The following is a 15616-nucleotide window of genomic DNA, read 5'->3' as shown; positions in this document are numbered from 1 at the left end:
CCATCAATCGCTACCTCAAGGAACACAACGCCGACCCAAAGCCCTTCGTCTGGACCAAGCCCGCCGCTCAAATCCTCGACAAGCTCGCCAGACTGCCTGCATCTTCCGTCTGACTCGCTGCACTAGCTTCGGCATCAAAATCTTTCCCTACCGGCTAACGGCCGCGGTGCCGAGCGCTTTCTGCCCTTCAATCTGGCTCGACCTTTTTAAGGAACCCAAGCAGCATCGATATGAATACTTCAGATATTGTCAATTGAAGGCCTGTCTGCGACGTCGGCACTCGGTCGGCGTACAGGGGATGATACACAGCGCCCGTTCATGGGGCACGGCCGTCATTTCACCGCGAAAACAACACGGCCTGCCGGACAGGTTGTCTTTCTGACCCCGATCGATATAGGATTGGCGAGCGCTCCAGCGATCACGGCTTTCGCGAGGCTGGGAGCAGACCCGCGCTTCGAATATCTTTACTTTTAAGGGGAGACATATACCAAAAGTGGCCAAGCAGATTCGGTCGCAATACGCGACAGTGTCGTTTGTTTGGGAATAGTATTAGTAGGATTGAGGCGTGGCTGACAAGACAATATCAGAAGACGACGACAGCAAGCCGCACCGCGCGCCGAAGAAAAGCGCAGGTCGGCGACGGGGGCGCCCAGCTGCGGATGAAAAGGGTGGGGCTAGCCGGCAGGGCATCCTGAGAGCTGCACTCAAGCTCTCCAAATCGGTAGCCTTACAGGACCTGTCGATAGTTGTTGTTGCTCGCTCGATCAACGTTACGCCTGCGCTCATCCATTATTATATCGGTGGGCGCGACTGGTTAACCTCGGGCATCATGAACTTGTTCTATAAGAGTTTGTTGAGGAAATGGCCGACGGCTACGGGCGACTGGGAGCAAGACGTGCGGAATGCCGCGAAGGCATTTTTTGACCATCTCCTGGACTATCCGGGGATCGCAGCCTACCTCGTATCCAATCACCGCTTTCGCGTTTTCCAGCTCACCGCTTTCGGCGATCGGGACTATGGCGCGGAAATGCTTAACCGGTTCGTCGGCCACGTACGTGCTGCTGGGCTTTCGGCCGAGCGGACCGGCCTGCGTACCCAGCTTATCCATGAATTCGTGATGAGCACTGCCAATCAAGCCACGCAAGATCTCTTGCCTGCCGATCATAAACAGTTCTTCGAAGAGAAACTCGCCAGTCTTGACCCAGTCCGGATGGAGCACATCATCTTCGGCAAGGTCGTTCCGCTCCAACTCGGCGCTGAGGACTTGTTTAGAGAGGGGATTGCCCTTTTCCTGCTCGGCATTCAGCGCGATCGTGACATAGAAGGCGTTTCCAGTCCGACCAAGCCCGCCTTGGCCAGACGGAAAAGGCCGGTACAATAGGCCCGTCTACGGCTCGGTCACGCCCTTGCAGGCCTGGCCTTTATCTCCGGGCACTCAGCGTGTCCCGGCGATTCCTCCATCGACCGGAAGGACTATTCCGGTCAGGTAGGCGCCTGCTGCGCTCGACAAATAAATAACCGCCCCCTGAATATCCGCAGCGTTACCAATTCGGCTCATAGGGATCTTGTTCGTCAGACCTGCCCTTTTGTCCTGCAAATGCGCAGTCATGTCGGTAGGAAAATAGCCGGGAGCCACAGTGTTGACAGTAATATTCCGAGAAGAAAGCTCGGATGCGAGTTGGCCGCCGAGATGATGGATGGCCGCCTTGCTGGCGCTGTAGCTGTAAGCTTGGAGGTCGTTGACCGCACTGCCCGCAACCGAGCCGATGTTAATCACCCGCGACGGATCGCCCGCCTTGGCCGCTGCTTCCAGTTCGGGAAGCAACTCCTGGATCATCCGGAATGGCCCTTGCACATTGACCGCGAGGACGCCGGCCCACGCCTTGTCGGGAAAGGTCTCGAACGGCGCACCCCACGTACGGCCAGCATTATTGATAAGGATATTGAGCGCCTCCTCACCCGCCTGACGAAATTGCGCCGCCAATTCAGCGATTCCTTCCGGGCTTCCGGCGTTCCCTGGCAATGCCTGGCAAATGCCTAGCCTGTTCAACTCATCCGCAGCGGCGCGAACATCTCCCTCGTCCCGGGAAGTGATATAAACCTTCGCGCCAGCACGCAGCAAGCCCGTGGCAATCATCCTGCCCAGACCGCGTGCGCCGCCCGTGACCAACGCGACCTTACCAGTGAGAGAAAACAGGTCGGCGAAATTGGTGCTTGTCATGTGATCAGTTGTAGGAACCATTCTGCACTCTCCATTTGCATGTTTTAAGATATTTGTCTTGGCAGGGTGTCGGGCGAACGAAGGCCATTTGTGGGGATGAGGTCACATGCCGGGTCAACTGTCCTTTCGGGACACTATAGATATGGCTATCTTGCCGAATTCTTCGGCGATCGCGTCGGCCGTGGCCGGCCCATCAGGATTGAACCAGATATTGGCGGCCGCAACGGCGCCGTTGATGAAGTTGCTCATCACCACAGGATTCGCAGCCGCTGGTATTAGTCCTTGGGCCTGACACTGTTCGATCTTGTTTCGCACGAAATGGCCATAGCGCCGACGTCGCTCCCTCTGGATATCCAACGCTTCTCTGGAAAGGCCCATCCATTCCTGGAAAGCGACGCGAGCGATCGCCGGATGGCGAAGATACCACGCCACATGGGTCGACACGAACCTGCCCACCTTTTCCAAGTCGGAAATATCTTTGAATTCCTCTTTGTCCATCAGGTCGGAGATTTCCTGATCGGCAAAAGTCAATATGTCGAACAGTATTGCATCTTTGGAGCGATAATAGTGATATACGCTCGCCTTATGCATGCCACAAGCCTCAGCGATCTGCTGCATTGTTGCGCCGCGGAATCCATTTTCCGCAAAGACTTTCGCAGCCTCTTCCCGGATTACAGTTTTGCGTCGACCATGCTTCGCGGGCCTGCTAATTTTGACTGTCGGTTTCGCCATTTCCTATTCCGCCTCGCCCTCAACAAACACGCCCGGTCCTCTTTATATTCTGCTGGTGGGAAGACGCCTCCCTCTGCAAGCGAGCCCCCAATGCGCCAAGCAGGAGATGTTCGAGACTGGGGTTGACAGTATCGAAGCTGATAGGCATGTCAATATTCATCCATCCGATTGGATGGTTTTTGAGCGGTCAACGACAGCGTGGCGCCGAGGCGGGGAATCAGTATGCCTGAGGCATTTATCTACGATCATGTTCGCACGCCCCGCGGTCGTGGCCGCGAAGATGGCTCGCTTCATGAAATTACCTCAGTCGGGCTGGCAACCCAGCTTCTGGAAGCGCTTCGCGATCGCAATGAACTTGATACCGCCCTGCTGGACGATGTTATTCTCGGTAGCGCGCAGCCCGTGGGCGAGCAGGGGGGCGTGCTTGCGCGCGCTGCGGTTCTAAACGCGGGCTATGCGCAGACTGTGGGCGGACAGCAGGTCAACCGTTTCTGTGCGTCGGGGCTCGATGCAGTGAACCTGATGGCGGCCCAGGTGATAGCCGGCATGGTCCTGGGCGGCATCGGGGGTGGTGTCGAAGCGATGAGTCGGACCAAACTGGGCTATGACAGCGGCCCATGGTCGGCTGATCCGGCGATTACCTTGAGCAACCATTATGCGCCGCAGGGCATTGGCGCCGACCTTATCGCAACATTAGACGGCTACACGCGCGAGGACGTCGACAGCTATGCGATCGAAAGTCAGCGCCGTGCAGCGGAGAGTTGGTCTGAAGGCCGTTTCGGCGGCGCCATCGTTCCAGTGCGCGATGCCATTGGCGAGGTCCTTCTGGATCGCGACGAGCTCATCCGGCCAGGCACCACGCTCGAACAACTCGCGAAGCTCAAGCCCGCGTTCGAAGGGTTTGGAAAGGCTGGCTTCGAAGCCGTAATCAAGGATCGCTATCCCCAGGTCGAACAACTCAGCTATGTTCACCACGGCGGGAACAGCTCAGGAATTGTGGACGGTTCCGGCATGGTGCTCGTCGGCTCTGAGGCTTTCGGCAAGAGCGCCGGACTCAAGCCGCGCGCCAGGATCCGCAGCTATGCCAGTATCGGCTCAGAACCGACGATCATGCTCACGGCGCCGGCGGCGGTCAGCGAAAAGGCATTGTCCATCGCCGGCATGTCCAAGGACGATATCGACCTTTTCGAGCTTAATGAAGCATTTGCGAGCATGATGCTGCGCTATATGCGCACGCTCCGTATTCCGCATGACAAGATAAACGTGAACGGCGGTGCGATCGCCATGGGGCACCCGATGGGCGCGACGGGGGCGATGATCCTGGGGACAGTCCTCGACGAACTCGAGCGGCGTGATCTTAACACCGCCCTCGTGTCGCTGTGCGCGGCAAATGGTCTGGGAACAGCCACCATCATCGAGCGCGTTTGACCGGGCTATCGGAGCGAATGATAATAAAATGCGACATCTGAACATCTCAAAAGCCGCCGATGGCGTAGCCACGCTTGTCCTCGACAATGCCGACGCACCAATGAATGTCATTTCCCTGAATTTTGTCGGGGAGATGGAAGAAGCGATCGCGAGCCTCACAACCGACGAGAACGTACAGGGCGTGATCCTCGCATCCGCCAAGTCGGCGTTTATGGCGGGTGCCGATCTCAAGTTCCTGGTTGGTGCCTATGACGGGCTTACCAAGCGCGAACATTTCGAATTTTCGCAAAGGGTTTCCGGCCTGCTTCGAGCGATCGAACGCTCGGGCAAGCCGTGGGTTGCGATCATTGACGGATTGGCGCTTGGTGGTGGGCTCGAACTGGCTCTGGCTTGCCATCGCCGGATCGCGGTTGATCGTCCCGGCACAGCCGTGGGGCTACCCGAGGTCAACGTCGGACTTCTGCCCGGAGCAGGCGGAACCCAGCGACTGCTGCGCATCGCAGGCGTGAAAACGGCGCTCGACCTTCTGTTGTCTGGCAGGCAGCTGGGCGCTAAGGAAGCGCTGACTTTGGGGATCGTTGACGAGATCGTGCCGGCCAACGAAGCGTTCAGCAGCGCAAAGGCCTGGCTTGCGACGAACCCTGATCCGGTAAAACCCTGGGACGTGAAGGGCGCGCAGGCGCCGCAGAAGCTGGGCCTACTGGTTCCAGCAGATGCAGCAGACTATTCGTTGGCTGCGGCGATGGTTGCGAAGAAGGCCGGCTACAATCAGCCTGCGGCTGCGGCTATATTATCCACCGTGTATGAAGGCGCTCAGCTGCCATTCGACAAAGCGTTGTCGGTCGAAAGCAAATATTTTGCACAGCTGCTTAGCAGTCCGGTGGCGCGCAACATAATCCGTACCAGCTTCATCAGCCGTAAGGCGGCCGAGAAAGGCGCGCGCCGTCCCGCAGGCGTACCGAAATCCAAACTCGCCAAGATCGGCATGCTTGGCGCAGGAATGATGGGCGCGGGTATCGCCTTTGTGTCGGCGCGAGCAGGCATTGACGTCATCTTGCTCGACCGTGATGTGGCGACGGCGGAAAAGGGCCGACAATACTCGGCCAAGGTGATGCAGAAACTGATTGCGGCGGGCAAAATGGCGGAAGGCGATGCCGAAGCCATTCTCGCGCGGATCACGGCGACCGACGAATTCGCGATGCTCGCAAGCTGCGATTTGATCGTCGAGGCCGTTTTCGAAGACCTGGCTATCAAGGCGGCGACCACCGAGAAGGCCGAAGCTGTAATCAGCGAGAATACGGTGTTCGGTTCGAACACCTCGACCTTGCCGATCAGCGAACTGGCCAAGGCCTCCAAGCGGCCCGACCAGTTCATCGGCATTCACTTCTTCTCGCCGGTGGACCGGATGAGCCTGGTCGAAGTCATCATGGGGCGTCAGACCTCTGCCGAAACGCTTGCCAAGGCGCTCGATTTCGTTGCTCAGATCGGAAAGACGCCGATCGTCGTCAATGACAGCCGCGGCTTTTATACCAGCCGCGTTTTCCAGACGTTGATTCATGAAGGCGCGGCGATGCTCGGTGAAGGCGTGCCGCCCGCCGTGATCGAGAATGCCGCGAAGGCCGTTGGGATGCCCGTAGGCCCTCTCGCGCTGCTTGACGAACTGAGCTTCGATTTGCCGCTGGCTATCGTAGATCAGGCCATCGAACAGGAAGGCGCCAGATATCTGGTTCCGGCCGGCGTAAACACCCTGCGTCGAATGCGCGACGAACTCGGTCGCGGTGGCCGCAAAGCGGGCGGTGGTTTCTATGATTATGACGAAGACGGCAAGAAGCGGCTCTGGCAGGGTATTGCGGAGCATTTTCCAGCTAAGGATGACTGGAACATCGACGATCTGAAGGCGCGTTACCTGTATGCGCAATCCGTCGAAACCGTCCGCTGTCTGGAGGAAGGTGTACTGCAGACCGCCGAGGATGCCGATCTGGGATCGGTTTACGGTTGGGGATTTCCAATCTGGACCGGCGGTACGATCAGCTACATTGATACGGTGGGTGTGCCCGCTTTTGAGCGTGAGGCTGACAGGCTTGCCCAGCTCTATGGCCCGCGGTTCGCGCCGCCTAAATTATTGCGCGATATGTCGAGAAAAGGGATCCAGTTTTATGTCGCTGCCGAACAACAAGATCACGTAGAAGAGGACCACGCCGAGCTTGCTCAAAGCTAAAGCCGATAATGTCCAGAATAATTAGAAGCGGAGGGGAGAATAATGACCAGTGGTGAGATGCCGAACGGAGATTTTCCGTTGCTTATCCGCCACCTGATGCCTACCGCCAATCGGTCGACAGTGGCCGGCGAGATCGTGGACGCGAGCGGGTTGCGATTTACCTATCCGCAGTTTGCTGAACGGGTTGCTCGGCTGGCAGGAGCGCTGACGGCCTGCGGCGTGAAGCAAGGCGAGACGGTTGCCGTACTGGACTGGGATACTCATCGATATCTGGAGTGCTTCTATGCTATTCCAGTGATGGGTTGTGTCCTGATGACCGTCAATGTTCGGCTGTCTCGCGATCAGGTTCGTTACACGATCGACAATTCCGGCGCCACGACGGTGATCACGCATCCGGATTTCTTGCCGCTGCTCACAGCGGGGGTTCCCGAACTGCGGCTGCAAAAAATAATCGTTGTCGGCGATGCCGGTGACTTCGAGCCACCGCCCGACGTGGAGATGGCCGAATATTACGCCATCACCGAAGCTGCAGCGCCTGATTTCGCCTACCCCGACGTCGACGAACGGTCCCGCGCTACGATGTTCTACACATCCGGGACAACGGGCAATCCGAAGGGCGTCTATTATTCGCACCGGCAAATCTTCCTGCACACGCTTGGCGTGCTCGCGACGTTCGGCACGGCGCCTGCGCAAGGCCGGTTTGGCGCAGACGATGTGTATATGCCGATCACACCGCTGTTCCACGCCCATGCCTGGGGCTTTCCATACGCAGCGACGCTGCTCGGTGCCAAACAGGTGTATCCGGGGCGTTACAAGGCCGACATCCTGCTTAGGCTGATCGAGGAAGAGAGTGTTACGTTCTCGCACTGTGTTGCCTCGGTTTTGCGGATGCTGCTCGATGAGCTGAAAGTGCGGCCGGTGGATCTTTCGCGCATGAAGATGCTAATCGGTGGTGGGGCTTTGCCGGGAGGACTGGTTCGATCCGCTCTCGAACATCGCATAGACATCTTTAGCGGCTACGGCATGTCTGAGGCCTTTGCGATACAGACCGTCAATCATCTCACGGCCACTGAAGCCGTTGCCGAGCTTGACGAGCAACTGCGGTTGCGAACCCGCCCCGGTCGCCCTGCCCTTCTGTGCGATGTGCGGACCGTCACGCCTGATCTTGGCGAAACAGCAGTCGGTGAAGAGGGTGAAATCGTCTTCCGCTCCCCATGGTTGACCCCTGGCTATTGGCGCAATGAGGAGGAATCACAGGAACTGTGGCGCGGCGGCTGGCTGCATTCGGGCGACATCGGGAAATTCGGCGAAGACGGTGCTCTATGCATCACCGATCGGGTCAAAGATGTGATCAAGTCCGGCGGGGAATGGATATCATCGCTCCTTCTTGAAAGTCTGATCTCGCAGGTTGAGGGCGTTGCCGAAAGCGCGGTGATCGCAACGCCTGATGCTCGCTGGGCTGAACGGCCTATGGCGCTGGTCGTCCCGCGTGAAGGCTACGACCTCGAGGTCGAGGCGATACGCACTGCCCTCACCGCCGCTGCAACTGCAGGTGTCATTCCCCGCTATGGGGTGCCGGAGCATATCAAACTGGTTGATGCGCTCGAAAAGACTAGCGTCGGAAAGCTCGACAAGAAGGCGCTACGTGCCCGTTATGTGGAACAGGTTGTATAAGATGTTTTCGGTTAATAAGGGGGGGCGCTTCATGAACCTGCGGATTGTGTTATGCGTCGGTTGATCTTTGGCACCGAGCATGAGCAGTTTCGCGATAGCGTCCGTGCTTTCATGCTGGCGGAGGTCGCACCCCACGGCGCGCGCTGGCGAGAAGCAGGCATCGTCGATCGCGAGGTCTATGAGAAGGCGGGTAAAGCCGGGTTTCTGTGCACTTGGGCTGACGAGAAATATGGCGGCGCAGGCGTCGACGATTTTCGTTTCGAGCAGATCATCGTCGAAGAGAATATGCGCCACGGCGATATCGGCTTCTACATCAACTTGCACAGCAATCTGGTCGCTCCGTACATCGCGAAGCTCGGTAACGACGAGCAGAAAGACCGACTGATGCCACGCATCGTCAGCGGCGAGACCATTCTCGCCGTCGCGATGACCGAGCCTTCGGCTGGCAGCGACCTCGCCGGGATGCGGACAACGGCGGCGCAGCGGGGGGATGACTGGGTACTCAACGGTGCCAAGACATATATTTCAAACGGCATTCTGGCAGATATCGTCATTGTGGCAGCACGTACCGATCCGGACAAGCCTCATGGGGTCAGCCTGTTCATTGTCGAACGCGGAATGAAGGGCTTTGAACGCGGTCGCAAGCTCGCAAAAATGGGTTTAAAATCGCAGGATACGACAGAACTCTTTTTTGACAATGTCATTGTCCCTGCGCGCAACCTCATCGGAGAGGCCGGCAAGGGCTTCCAGTATCTGACCCGTCTTCTTGCGCAGGAGCGGCTGGTCGCCGCTATCGGCTTTATGGCGACCGCGCAGGTCGCGTTTGATCTCACGCTCGACTATGTCACGGAACGACGCGCGTTCGGCCAGCCGATCGGAACGTTCCAGAACAGTCGCTTTAAAATGGCCGAAATGCGGACGCAACTCGACGTCGCCCAGACGTTCATCGATCAATGCGTGCTGTTGCTCAATGCAGGTGAACTTAGCGGTGATGACGCCGCGAAGTGCAAGCTGCACGCGAGCGAGGTCGAAGCACGGGTGATGGATGAGTGCGTTCAGCTTCACGGCGGTGCCGGCTATATGGACGAATATCGGATCAGCCGTCTGTACACGGATGCCCGCATCAGCCGGATCTTCGCTGGCACGAGCGAGATCATGAAGGAGATTATCGGTCGCGGACTTGGCTTAGACGAACGCAAGCTGCGCAATAAATGAATACGCTATTGGAAGTAGGCAAGCTGCTAGCCTATCATGTGCCTGAGGTTCGGCAGGCGTATGGCCCGTCAGACGTGATACTCTACGCCCTCGGTGTTGGGGCGGGCCTAGCGGACTTTGATGAATTACCTTTCGTCTACGAATCTGGGCTGCGCGCGCTTCCCACGATGGCGATTGTCCTCGGTTCCCCTGGTTTTTGGGCGACGGATCCCGAGACAGGAATAGACCCAGCCTCTGTTTTGCATGGTGAACAGTCGGTGCGGCTGCATCGACCGCTGGATGTACAGGGTGAACTTGTAGGTCGGACGACGATCGGCGCAGTTAGTGACAAGGGGGCTGGCCGACCTGCCCTGATTCAAATCAATCGCGAGCTCACCAACGTCCAGTCGGGAGAAGCCATTGCTACTCTTGAAGAGATATGGGTGCTGCAAGGCGCAGGCGGTTTTGGAGGCGCTAACCGCCCGATGGGGCTGTCATCGCCGGAGCCGCCGCAACGCCCCGCGGATGGCTCTCTGTTGTTACCCACCGCCATCAATCAGGCGCTGCTTTACCGGCTGTCGGGGGATTACAACCCGCTGCACGTCGATCCGCGCGCTGCGGCAAAGGCGGGCTTTGCCAGGCCGATTCTGCATGGCCTTGCAACCGCAGGTGTTGTCGGCCGTGCGCTCGTACGCGTATGTTGCGCCAACAATCCGATGCGCGTTTCTGCCTTGCGTTTCCGCTTTACGGCACCAGTTTGGCCAGGCGACGCGATACTGACCGAAACATGGGCTTCCGCCGATGGCTGTTACATGTTTCGCGCCAGCGTTCCAGCGCGCGACCTCGTGGTTGCGATCGGGGAGATCGAATGTGACCGCTTCGAAACGCGCACTGACATAGAGTCGATGGATAAGGTTGCGACATGATGGAATCAGGGTCCTTGGCCGGCATCCGCGTCGTCGAATTCGATGCGATAGGCCCGGTGCCGTTCGCGGCGACGATGCTCGCAGACATGGGGGCCGAGGTCGTCCGCATCGCCCGTCCAAAGCGCGCGGATGATCCGTGGGACGACGTTGGCGGTTCCGTTCTCCACCGCGGTCGCCCGACGATTGAGCTTGATCTCAAGACCCAGCGGGACCAGGCTCTCTCACTCGTATCGCGCGCTGACATACTGATCGAAGGGTTGCGGCCAGGTGTCATGGAGCGACTGGGACTTGGCCCCGACGCTTGTCTGGACGTAAATCCGGCGCTCGTTTATGGGCGTATGACCGGTTGGGGTCAGAATGGGCCACTTGCGCGAAGCGTCGGCCATGACATCAACTATCTGGCGCTCACCGGCGCCCTGCGCGCGATCGGCTCCCCCGGGTCGCCACCACCGGTACCTCTCAACCTGATCGGAGACTATGGTGGTGGAGCTATGTTTCTGCTGACTGGTGTGCTCGCGGCGCTGGTCAGCGCCCGCACCACCGGCAAGGGCCAGGTCGTAGATTCGGCGATGGTGGACGGCGTCGTCATGATGACGGCAGTGTTCCATGCCTGGCGCGCTAGCGGAATGTGGAATGATGAGCGGGCAAATAATTTGATTGACGGCGGCGCGCCTTATTACCGGTGCTACCAATGCGCCGATGGCGAATATATTGCAGTGGGGCCAATCGAACCGGCATTTTTTCGTGCGTTTCTTCACGGCCTCGATTTACCGAACGACATCCCGCAACATGACCGCGCTCGTTGGCCGGAAATGGCCGCGCGGTTCGCCGAGCGTATCGCGACGCGCATGCGCGATGAGTGGTGCCAACTGTTCGACGGCACGGACGCCTGTGTCACCCCGGTTCTGAATTGGGAGGAGGCGGCTCGGCACCCTCATAATGTCGCGCGCGGCACTTTTGCAGAACGAGGGGGCGTCGTGCAACCGTGGCCGGCACCGCGACCGATGGGAACACCATCATCGATCCGCGCTGGCGCTGAATTGTCGTTCGACGAGATGCTGGCACGGTGGTCGCGCTGAAGGTGAGGTCGATGTCCATCACATCGTCGAACGAACCTAGACCACATGGACGCCTGAGGCGGCTCTGTTGCAACAATTGGCGTGATGCCGATCGATATAGCGGCGGCTTCATGGGAGAAGTGCGTCTGATCGAGAGGCAGTTCAACGTCTACACCGCCTGAAACCAAGCGGCGTTACGGCCGCGATCGGCTCCGCGAGGTTTTTGCAAACAGAGCCCGCCGCGTTCTATAAGCTGGGCGTGTCAACGGCGGCGCAAAAGTCCACACACGGGTATATCATGCTCGATCGGCAACTCGCCGGTTGCACAAACACAAGAGCCAGCTGCTGTGCGTCCTCGATCGGCCCGAGATCCCGCTCCACACCACCGGCTCGGAAAACGACGTCAGAACCGTCGTCACCAAGCGCAAGATCTCCGGCGGCACCGTCAGCGAAAATGGCAGGGTTGCCCGCGACACCATGCTCGGGCTTCTCAAGACGTGCGGCAAGCTCGGCGTCTCATTCTACCAGTTCCTCGGCGATCGCTTCGCCGTTGCTTGCGCTCCCGCTCTCCCAGCCCTCCCGCACCTACTCAGGCTCGCAAAGGCCTGACTCTCCAAGATTTGCCCCGGCTACGCGGCTGACCCAAGCCTTGCGCGCCTTCCTTCAGCCGTCAGGGAAGCGCTTGCGGAATCCCGACCAGCTTGCGGTGACGTCTGGCAGATATCCCTTCATGTCCATTGCCGCCTGCGTAAATTCCATTGGATAACGGGTCTCGACCAGAATGGAGATGAGATTATCGACCCGGTGTGGATCGAGGCTGGCCGCTTCGCGCGCCACCTCAAAGGCAGAGGCGTCTGGTCCATGCGCGCTCCAACTGTTCGTGACGCCGATGCTGCCGTTCATGTCTACGCCATTTTTGATGGGCAAGCCGCATACGATGCTGCTGATTTCAGTAACGGTATTGCGGTGGAAGCCAGGCAAATGGAGAGTATTGTCCCCAACGACCCAGCGGGGTGGAATTATCATGAAATCGGCATTGCAGCCGCTTACGGCGTGAGCGGGCGATGTCAGCGCGCAAAAGATCGACGGATCGGGGTGATCGACAGTGGCCGTACTAATCGCAACGAACTTGCGCATGTCATACTTGTAGGGCGTCAGGCTGCCGCGCCAGGCCACCACGTCGAAAGGGGAATGGTCCAGATCGACCGACCAGAACTTGCCGGCGAGCTTATGGATCACTTGGGTCTGGATGTCCTCGCCCTCGAAACTCGCGACTGGCGCCTCAAAATCGATGGCGTTGGCGAGTCCGTTCGAGCCGATCAGGCCCAGTTCTGGTAGCGTCCACGGATCGCCATAATTTTCGAACACCAGGCCGCGGGCAAATGTACCCTGCAGGTCCACGCGGAATTTTACCCCCCGGGGGATCAGCACCAGCTCGGACGGCTCCGCCTCGATCACGCCGAATTCAGTGACGATGCGGAGGTTGCCCTGCTGGGGTATAATGAGAAATTCGCCGTCGGCGTTGCTGAAGGCCCGGTTCTTCATCGACTTCGTGGCGCGAAAAAGATGGACCGCGAGACCGGAGTGCGTATTCGGCGAACCGCACCCGCACAGAGTTAGGAGACCCTCCAGAAAATCCGCAGACACGTCCTCCTGCGGCCGCTGAGTCCAGCGCAGGCGATTCGGGTAGGGCGGTACATCGAGTGGGGGCGTGCGGAAGTCACCGCTGTCCCACGGCTTAAATTCTAGATTGTGGGCGGAGGGGCGGATACGAAACAAATAGCTACGCCGGTTCAAGTGTCTGGGCGCGTAGAATGCCGCCCCAGAGACGAGCTCGCTGTAAAGGCCCAAGGGAACTTTCTGGGGGCTGTTCTGCCCTTTCGGCAGGGCGCCCGCCACAGCTTCGGTCTCGAACTCATTGCCGAAACCGACCTGATACTTGACCGTGCCAGGAGCCTTCTCTGCGGATTTGAATTGCTTAACGTCAGCAACGTCATTCATTGAAACGGTCCTCTACCATGTGCCGCATTTTGATAAACAAGCCATTTTAGGAAATGCTAACACCAATTTATAGGGCTGGCAAATATTTTTGTATGCTGTAAATCGTTAAACAGTTGGAGAAACCATGCTGTCCGTCGATTTGCAGATGGAGACTTTCTACGTGCGTGATTTCACGCTTCGCTGCGTCGGGTTCGTCATGAACTCGAGCTGCTTCTGGTATACGCGACTCGCATAGCGCGGTTTTGGGGAGGGTAGGGCAATGGCGACCTTGTCGAGCAGCAGCGGTCGCAAGACCATGCCACCCAGCGGGGCGAAGGGCAGTTTGGGGCGATTTTGTTGGCCTTCGCGCGGCAAATGAAGACAATTGCTAAACATTTGCGCTGCGGGCGCGCTGCCAGCAGCTCGGCCCGAAACAGATAGAATCGTTAATTGGTAAGGAGTGGATCAGTGGCAGATAAAAAACGATTCGAAATAGAGCGCATGCTTATCAGCCTAGCCTATAACGACAATATGGCTTCGCGGGATGTCTATGGCTTCCGCAGTTCTGCCGGCAATGTGCAAATCGATGGATTTTTATTCAGACCGGAAGGAAAGCCGTCCAAGACATTGCTGATATACATGCATCCGGCATCTACGGTTCATCACTTGCCTCTGCCGACGGAACTCGTCAGCCTGGGCTTTCATGTGCTGTGCGCGGGAAGTCGCTACAATCGCAACGAATCCGCTCTGGTCATGGAAAATGTGGTCCGTGACTATGGCGTCTATGTGCGCCATATGAAGGAGCAGATGGGCTATGAGAAGATCGTCGTAGCCGGGTGGTCGGGCGGCGGTTCACTCACAGCTTTCTATCAGGCCATGGCCGAGAATCCGACGGTCACCCAGACCCCGGCGGGCGACCCGGTCGATCTCACCGGCATGATCCCGGCCGACGCCCTGATGTTCCACGCAGCGCACCTTTCCCGTGCCGAGATTCTGCGGGACTTCATCGATCCATCCGTCGTCGATGAGCACAACCCGGCCATCCGGGATCACGAACTGGACCTCTATAGTCCGCGCAATCTCAACAAGCCGCCGTACAGCGCCGATTACCTGGCCTATTTTCGCCACAGCCAGTTGGCTCGGATGCGCCGCCGCACGGCGCTTGCAAAGGAGACGCTCGAATTGGTGCGGTCGGGTACGACCGATGAGATTGAGCGGTGTATGCTCACCCATAGGACGCTGGCGAATCCACTGTTTCTGGACGCTACAATCGATCCGAACGATCGGCGCATAAACTGGTGCTTCATGGGTGATCCCAAGACGGCCAACAGCAGCCCGGCGGGGATCGGGCGTTTTTCGAATACGCGCGCTTGGTTGTCGCAGTGGTCGATCGATGACACCAATGCGCACGCCGAAATTCACGCGCCGAACATTTCAGTGCCGATGCTGGCAATTGAGAATTCTGCCGACGATGCTATTCCCGGGAACCACACAACGCGGTTCTTCAATGCCTACGGGGGAGCGGACAAAACCTACAAGCTGATGAAGGGCGCGAACCATTATTATGTCGGCCAGCCGCAGGAACTAGCCGATGCGATCGCCTTGATTTGCGGCTGGCTCGATGAGCATGGGTTTGTCGATTAAGTTCGGATCCGGCGTCTCTGCGGGGTTGAAGCCTGCAGAGACGCCGCTTCTCGTCAGATGTCAGACACCCTCGGTGATGAAGGCGCGATAGTCGGCCCCGAGGAACCGATGTTTGCGGGCTTCACAATATTCCGGCGAATCATACCAAGCCTTAGCTGCCTCCATTGTCGGAAAGGAGAGGATGACTGCGCCTTCGATAGGGGCACCTTCAAGTGTTTCGCATTTCCCATAAGCGGCAAGCCGCTGTAGGTCGTGGCCCGCGAAACTGGCTCGCGCTCCTGGCGAATAGCCCTCCATGTCTGATGCGCTTCTCAAGCGCTCGCGGGTGAAAACGACATAGGCAGTCATCGGCAATACTCCCTTCTTCCTCGTGGGATGGTGAATTAGCGCTCAGGATCATGCGGCGTCGAGCCTCTAGTGCAGCGAGTCAGACGGAAGATGCAGGCAGTCTGGCGAGCTTGTCGAGGATTTGAGCGGCGGGCTTGGTCCAGACGAAGGGCTTTGGGTCGGCGTTGTGTTCCTTGAGGTAGCGATTGATGGC

12 protein-coding genes and 3 pseudogenes are annotated in these 15616 nt (G+C 58.3%); 10 read left to right on the top strand and 5 right to left on the bottom strand.

Annotation, left to right across the window (positions count from 1 at the left end; genetic code table 11):
• A pseudogene (locus EWE75_RS25765) lies at window positions 1-113 on the top strand (IS630 family transposase); the annotation flags it as partial.
• Window positions 114-565: 452 nt separating this feature from the next.
• A complete protein-coding gene (locus EWE75_RS22355) occupies window positions 566-1381 on the top strand; it encodes a TetR/AcrR family transcriptional regulator (protein WP_130160286.1) in 816 nt (271 codons plus the stop codon).
• Window positions 1382-1435: 54 nt separating this feature from the next.
• Here EWE75_RS22355 and EWE75_RS22350 read toward each other — a convergent pair whose 3' ends face one another.
• Together EWE75_RS22350 and EWE75_RS22345 are read right to left on the bottom strand one after the other, a co-directional pair.
• On the bottom strand, window positions 1436-2242 hold the full coding sequence (locus EWE75_RS22350; RefSeq protein ID WP_231708517.1) for an SDR family NAD(P)-dependent oxidoreductase: 807 nt from the start codon (window positions 2240-2242) through the stop codon (window positions 1436-1438).
• A 93-nt stretch (window positions 2243-2335) separates the two neighbouring features.
• Window positions 2336-2953 (bottom strand): TetR/AcrR family transcriptional regulator, encoded by a 618-nt coding sequence (locus EWE75_RS22345; protein WP_130160285.1) that lies wholly within the window; start codon window positions 2951-2953, stop codon window positions 2336-2338.
• 222 nt (window positions 2954-3175) lie between these two features.
• On the opposite strand from EWE75_RS22345, the gene EWE75_RS22340 reads away from it, so the two are divergent.
• The 7 genes and pseudogenes from EWE75_RS22340 to EWE75_RS22310 form a co-directional block, all read left to right on the top strand.
• On the top strand, window positions 3176-4381 hold the full coding sequence (locus EWE75_RS22340) for an acetyl-CoA C-acetyltransferase (RefSeq protein WP_130160284.1): 1206 nt from the start codon (window positions 3176-3178) through the stop codon (window positions 4379-4381).
• A gap of 28 nt (window positions 4382-4409) precedes the next feature.
• The gene (locus EWE75_RS22335) at window positions 4410-6599 is read left to right on the top strand and encodes a 3-hydroxyacyl-CoA dehydrogenase NAD-binding domain-containing protein (protein ID WP_206364848.1); all 2190 of its coding nucleotides are present in this window, start codon (window positions 4410-4412) and stop codon (window positions 6597-6599) included.
• A 42-nt stretch (window positions 6600-6641) separates the two neighbouring features.
• Window positions 6642-8273: a long-chain-fatty-acid--CoA ligase gene (locus EWE75_RS22330; RefSeq protein ID WP_130160283.1), complete on the top strand. Its 1632-nt coding sequence runs from the start codon at window positions 6642-6644 to the stop codon at window positions 8271-8273.
• A 51-nt stretch (window positions 8274-8324) separates the two neighbouring features.
• Window positions 8325-9488, top strand: coding sequence for an acyl-CoA dehydrogenase family protein (locus EWE75_RS22325; protein WP_130160282.1), 1164 nt, complete (start codon window positions 8325-8327; stop codon window positions 9486-9488).
• Entirely contained in the window at window positions 9485-10393 is a 909-nt protein-coding gene (locus EWE75_RS22320; protein WP_130160281.1) for a MaoC/PaaZ C-terminal domain-containing protein, read from the top strand. The genes EWE75_RS22325 and EWE75_RS22320 overlap by 4 nt, the downstream gene beginning before the upstream one ends.
• Before the next feature lie 14 nt (window positions 10394-10407).
• Window positions 10408-11472 carry a CaiB/BaiF CoA transferase family protein gene (locus tag EWE75_RS22315; RefSeq protein WP_345789405.1) on the top strand — a complete coding sequence of 355 codons (1065 nt, stop codon included), beginning with the start codon at window positions 10408-10410 and terminating at the stop codon, window positions 11470-11472.
• A gap of 288 nt (window positions 11473-11760) precedes the next feature.
• Window positions 11761-12060: pseudogene (locus tag EWE75_RS22310) on the top strand (IS66 family transposase); the annotation flags it as partial.
• Between the two features lie 54 nt (window positions 12061-12114).
• On the opposite strand, the gene EWE75_RS22305 reads toward EWE75_RS22310, so the two are convergent.
• The gene (locus tag EWE75_RS22305) at window positions 12115-13452 is read right to left on the bottom strand and encodes a homogentisate 1,2-dioxygenase (RefSeq protein ID WP_130160279.1); all 1338 of its coding nucleotides are present in this window, start codon (window positions 13450-13452) and stop codon (window positions 12115-12117) included.
• A 447-nt stretch (window positions 13453-13899) separates the two neighbouring features.
• Here EWE75_RS22305 and EWE75_RS22300 point away from each other — a divergent pair, with 447 nt between their 5' ends.
• Window positions 13900-15075 (top strand): alpha/beta hydrolase family protein, encoded by a 1176-nt coding sequence (locus EWE75_RS22300; RefSeq protein WP_231708516.1) that lies wholly within the window; start codon window positions 13900-13902, stop codon window positions 15073-15075.
• 60 nt (window positions 15076-15135) lie between these two features.
• Here EWE75_RS22300 and EWE75_RS22295 read toward each other — a convergent pair whose 3' ends face one another.
• Window positions 15136-15423: a DUF1330 domain-containing protein gene (locus EWE75_RS22295; protein ID WP_130160278.1), complete on the bottom strand. Its 288-nt coding sequence runs from the start codon at window positions 15421-15423 to the stop codon at window positions 15136-15138.
• 79 nt (window positions 15424-15502) lie between these two features.
• Window positions 15503-15616, bottom strand: a pseudogene (locus tag EWE75_RS25760) (IS630 family transposase); the annotation flags it as partial.

It is taken from the genome of Sphingomonas populi, from assembly GCF_004208535.1.
Classification (GTDB): domain Bacteria; phylum Pseudomonadota; class Alphaproteobacteria; order Sphingomonadales; family Sphingomonadaceae; genus Sphingomonas; species Sphingomonas populi.
Note: the sequence above shows the minus strand (reverse complement) of the source record. Positions and strands in the feature narration are given on the sequence as shown.

Bases quoted from the DNA above. Each gene is read 5' to 3' on its own strand.
- EWE75_RS22350 (WP_231708517.1), bottom strand. From the start codon at position 2,242: ATGGTTCCTACAACTGATCACATGACAAGCACCAATTTCGCCGACCTG.
- EWE75_RS22345 (WP_130160285.1), bottom strand. From the start codon at position 2,953: ATGGCGAAACCGACAGTCAAAATTAGCAGGCCCGCGAAGCATGGTCGA.
- EWE75_RS22340 (WP_130160284.1), top strand. From the start codon at position 3,176: ATGCCTGAGGCATTTATCTACGATCATGTTCGCACGCCCCGCGGTCGT.
- EWE75_RS22335 (WP_206364848.1), top strand. From the start codon at position 4,410: ATGCGACATCTGAACATCTCAAAAGCCGCCGATGGCGTAGCCACGCTT.
- EWE75_RS22330 (WP_130160283.1), top strand. From the start codon at position 6,642: ATGACCAGTGGTGAGATGCCGAACGGAGATTTTCCGTTGCTTATCCGC.
- EWE75_RS22325 (WP_130160282.1), top strand. From the start codon at position 8,325: ATGCGTCGGTTGATCTTTGGCACCGAGCATGAGCAGTTTCGCGATAGC.
- EWE75_RS22320 (WP_130160281.1), top strand. From the start codon at position 9,485: ATGAATACGCTATTGGAAGTAGGCAAGCTGCTAGCCTATCATGTGCCT.
- EWE75_RS22305 (WP_130160279.1), bottom strand. From the start codon at position 13,452: ATGAATGACGTTGCTGACGTTAAGCAATTCAAATCCGCAGAGAAGGCT.
- EWE75_RS22295 (WP_130160278.1), bottom strand. From the start codon at position 15,423: ATGACTGCCTATGTCGTTTTCACCCGCGAGCGCTTGAGAAGCGCATCA.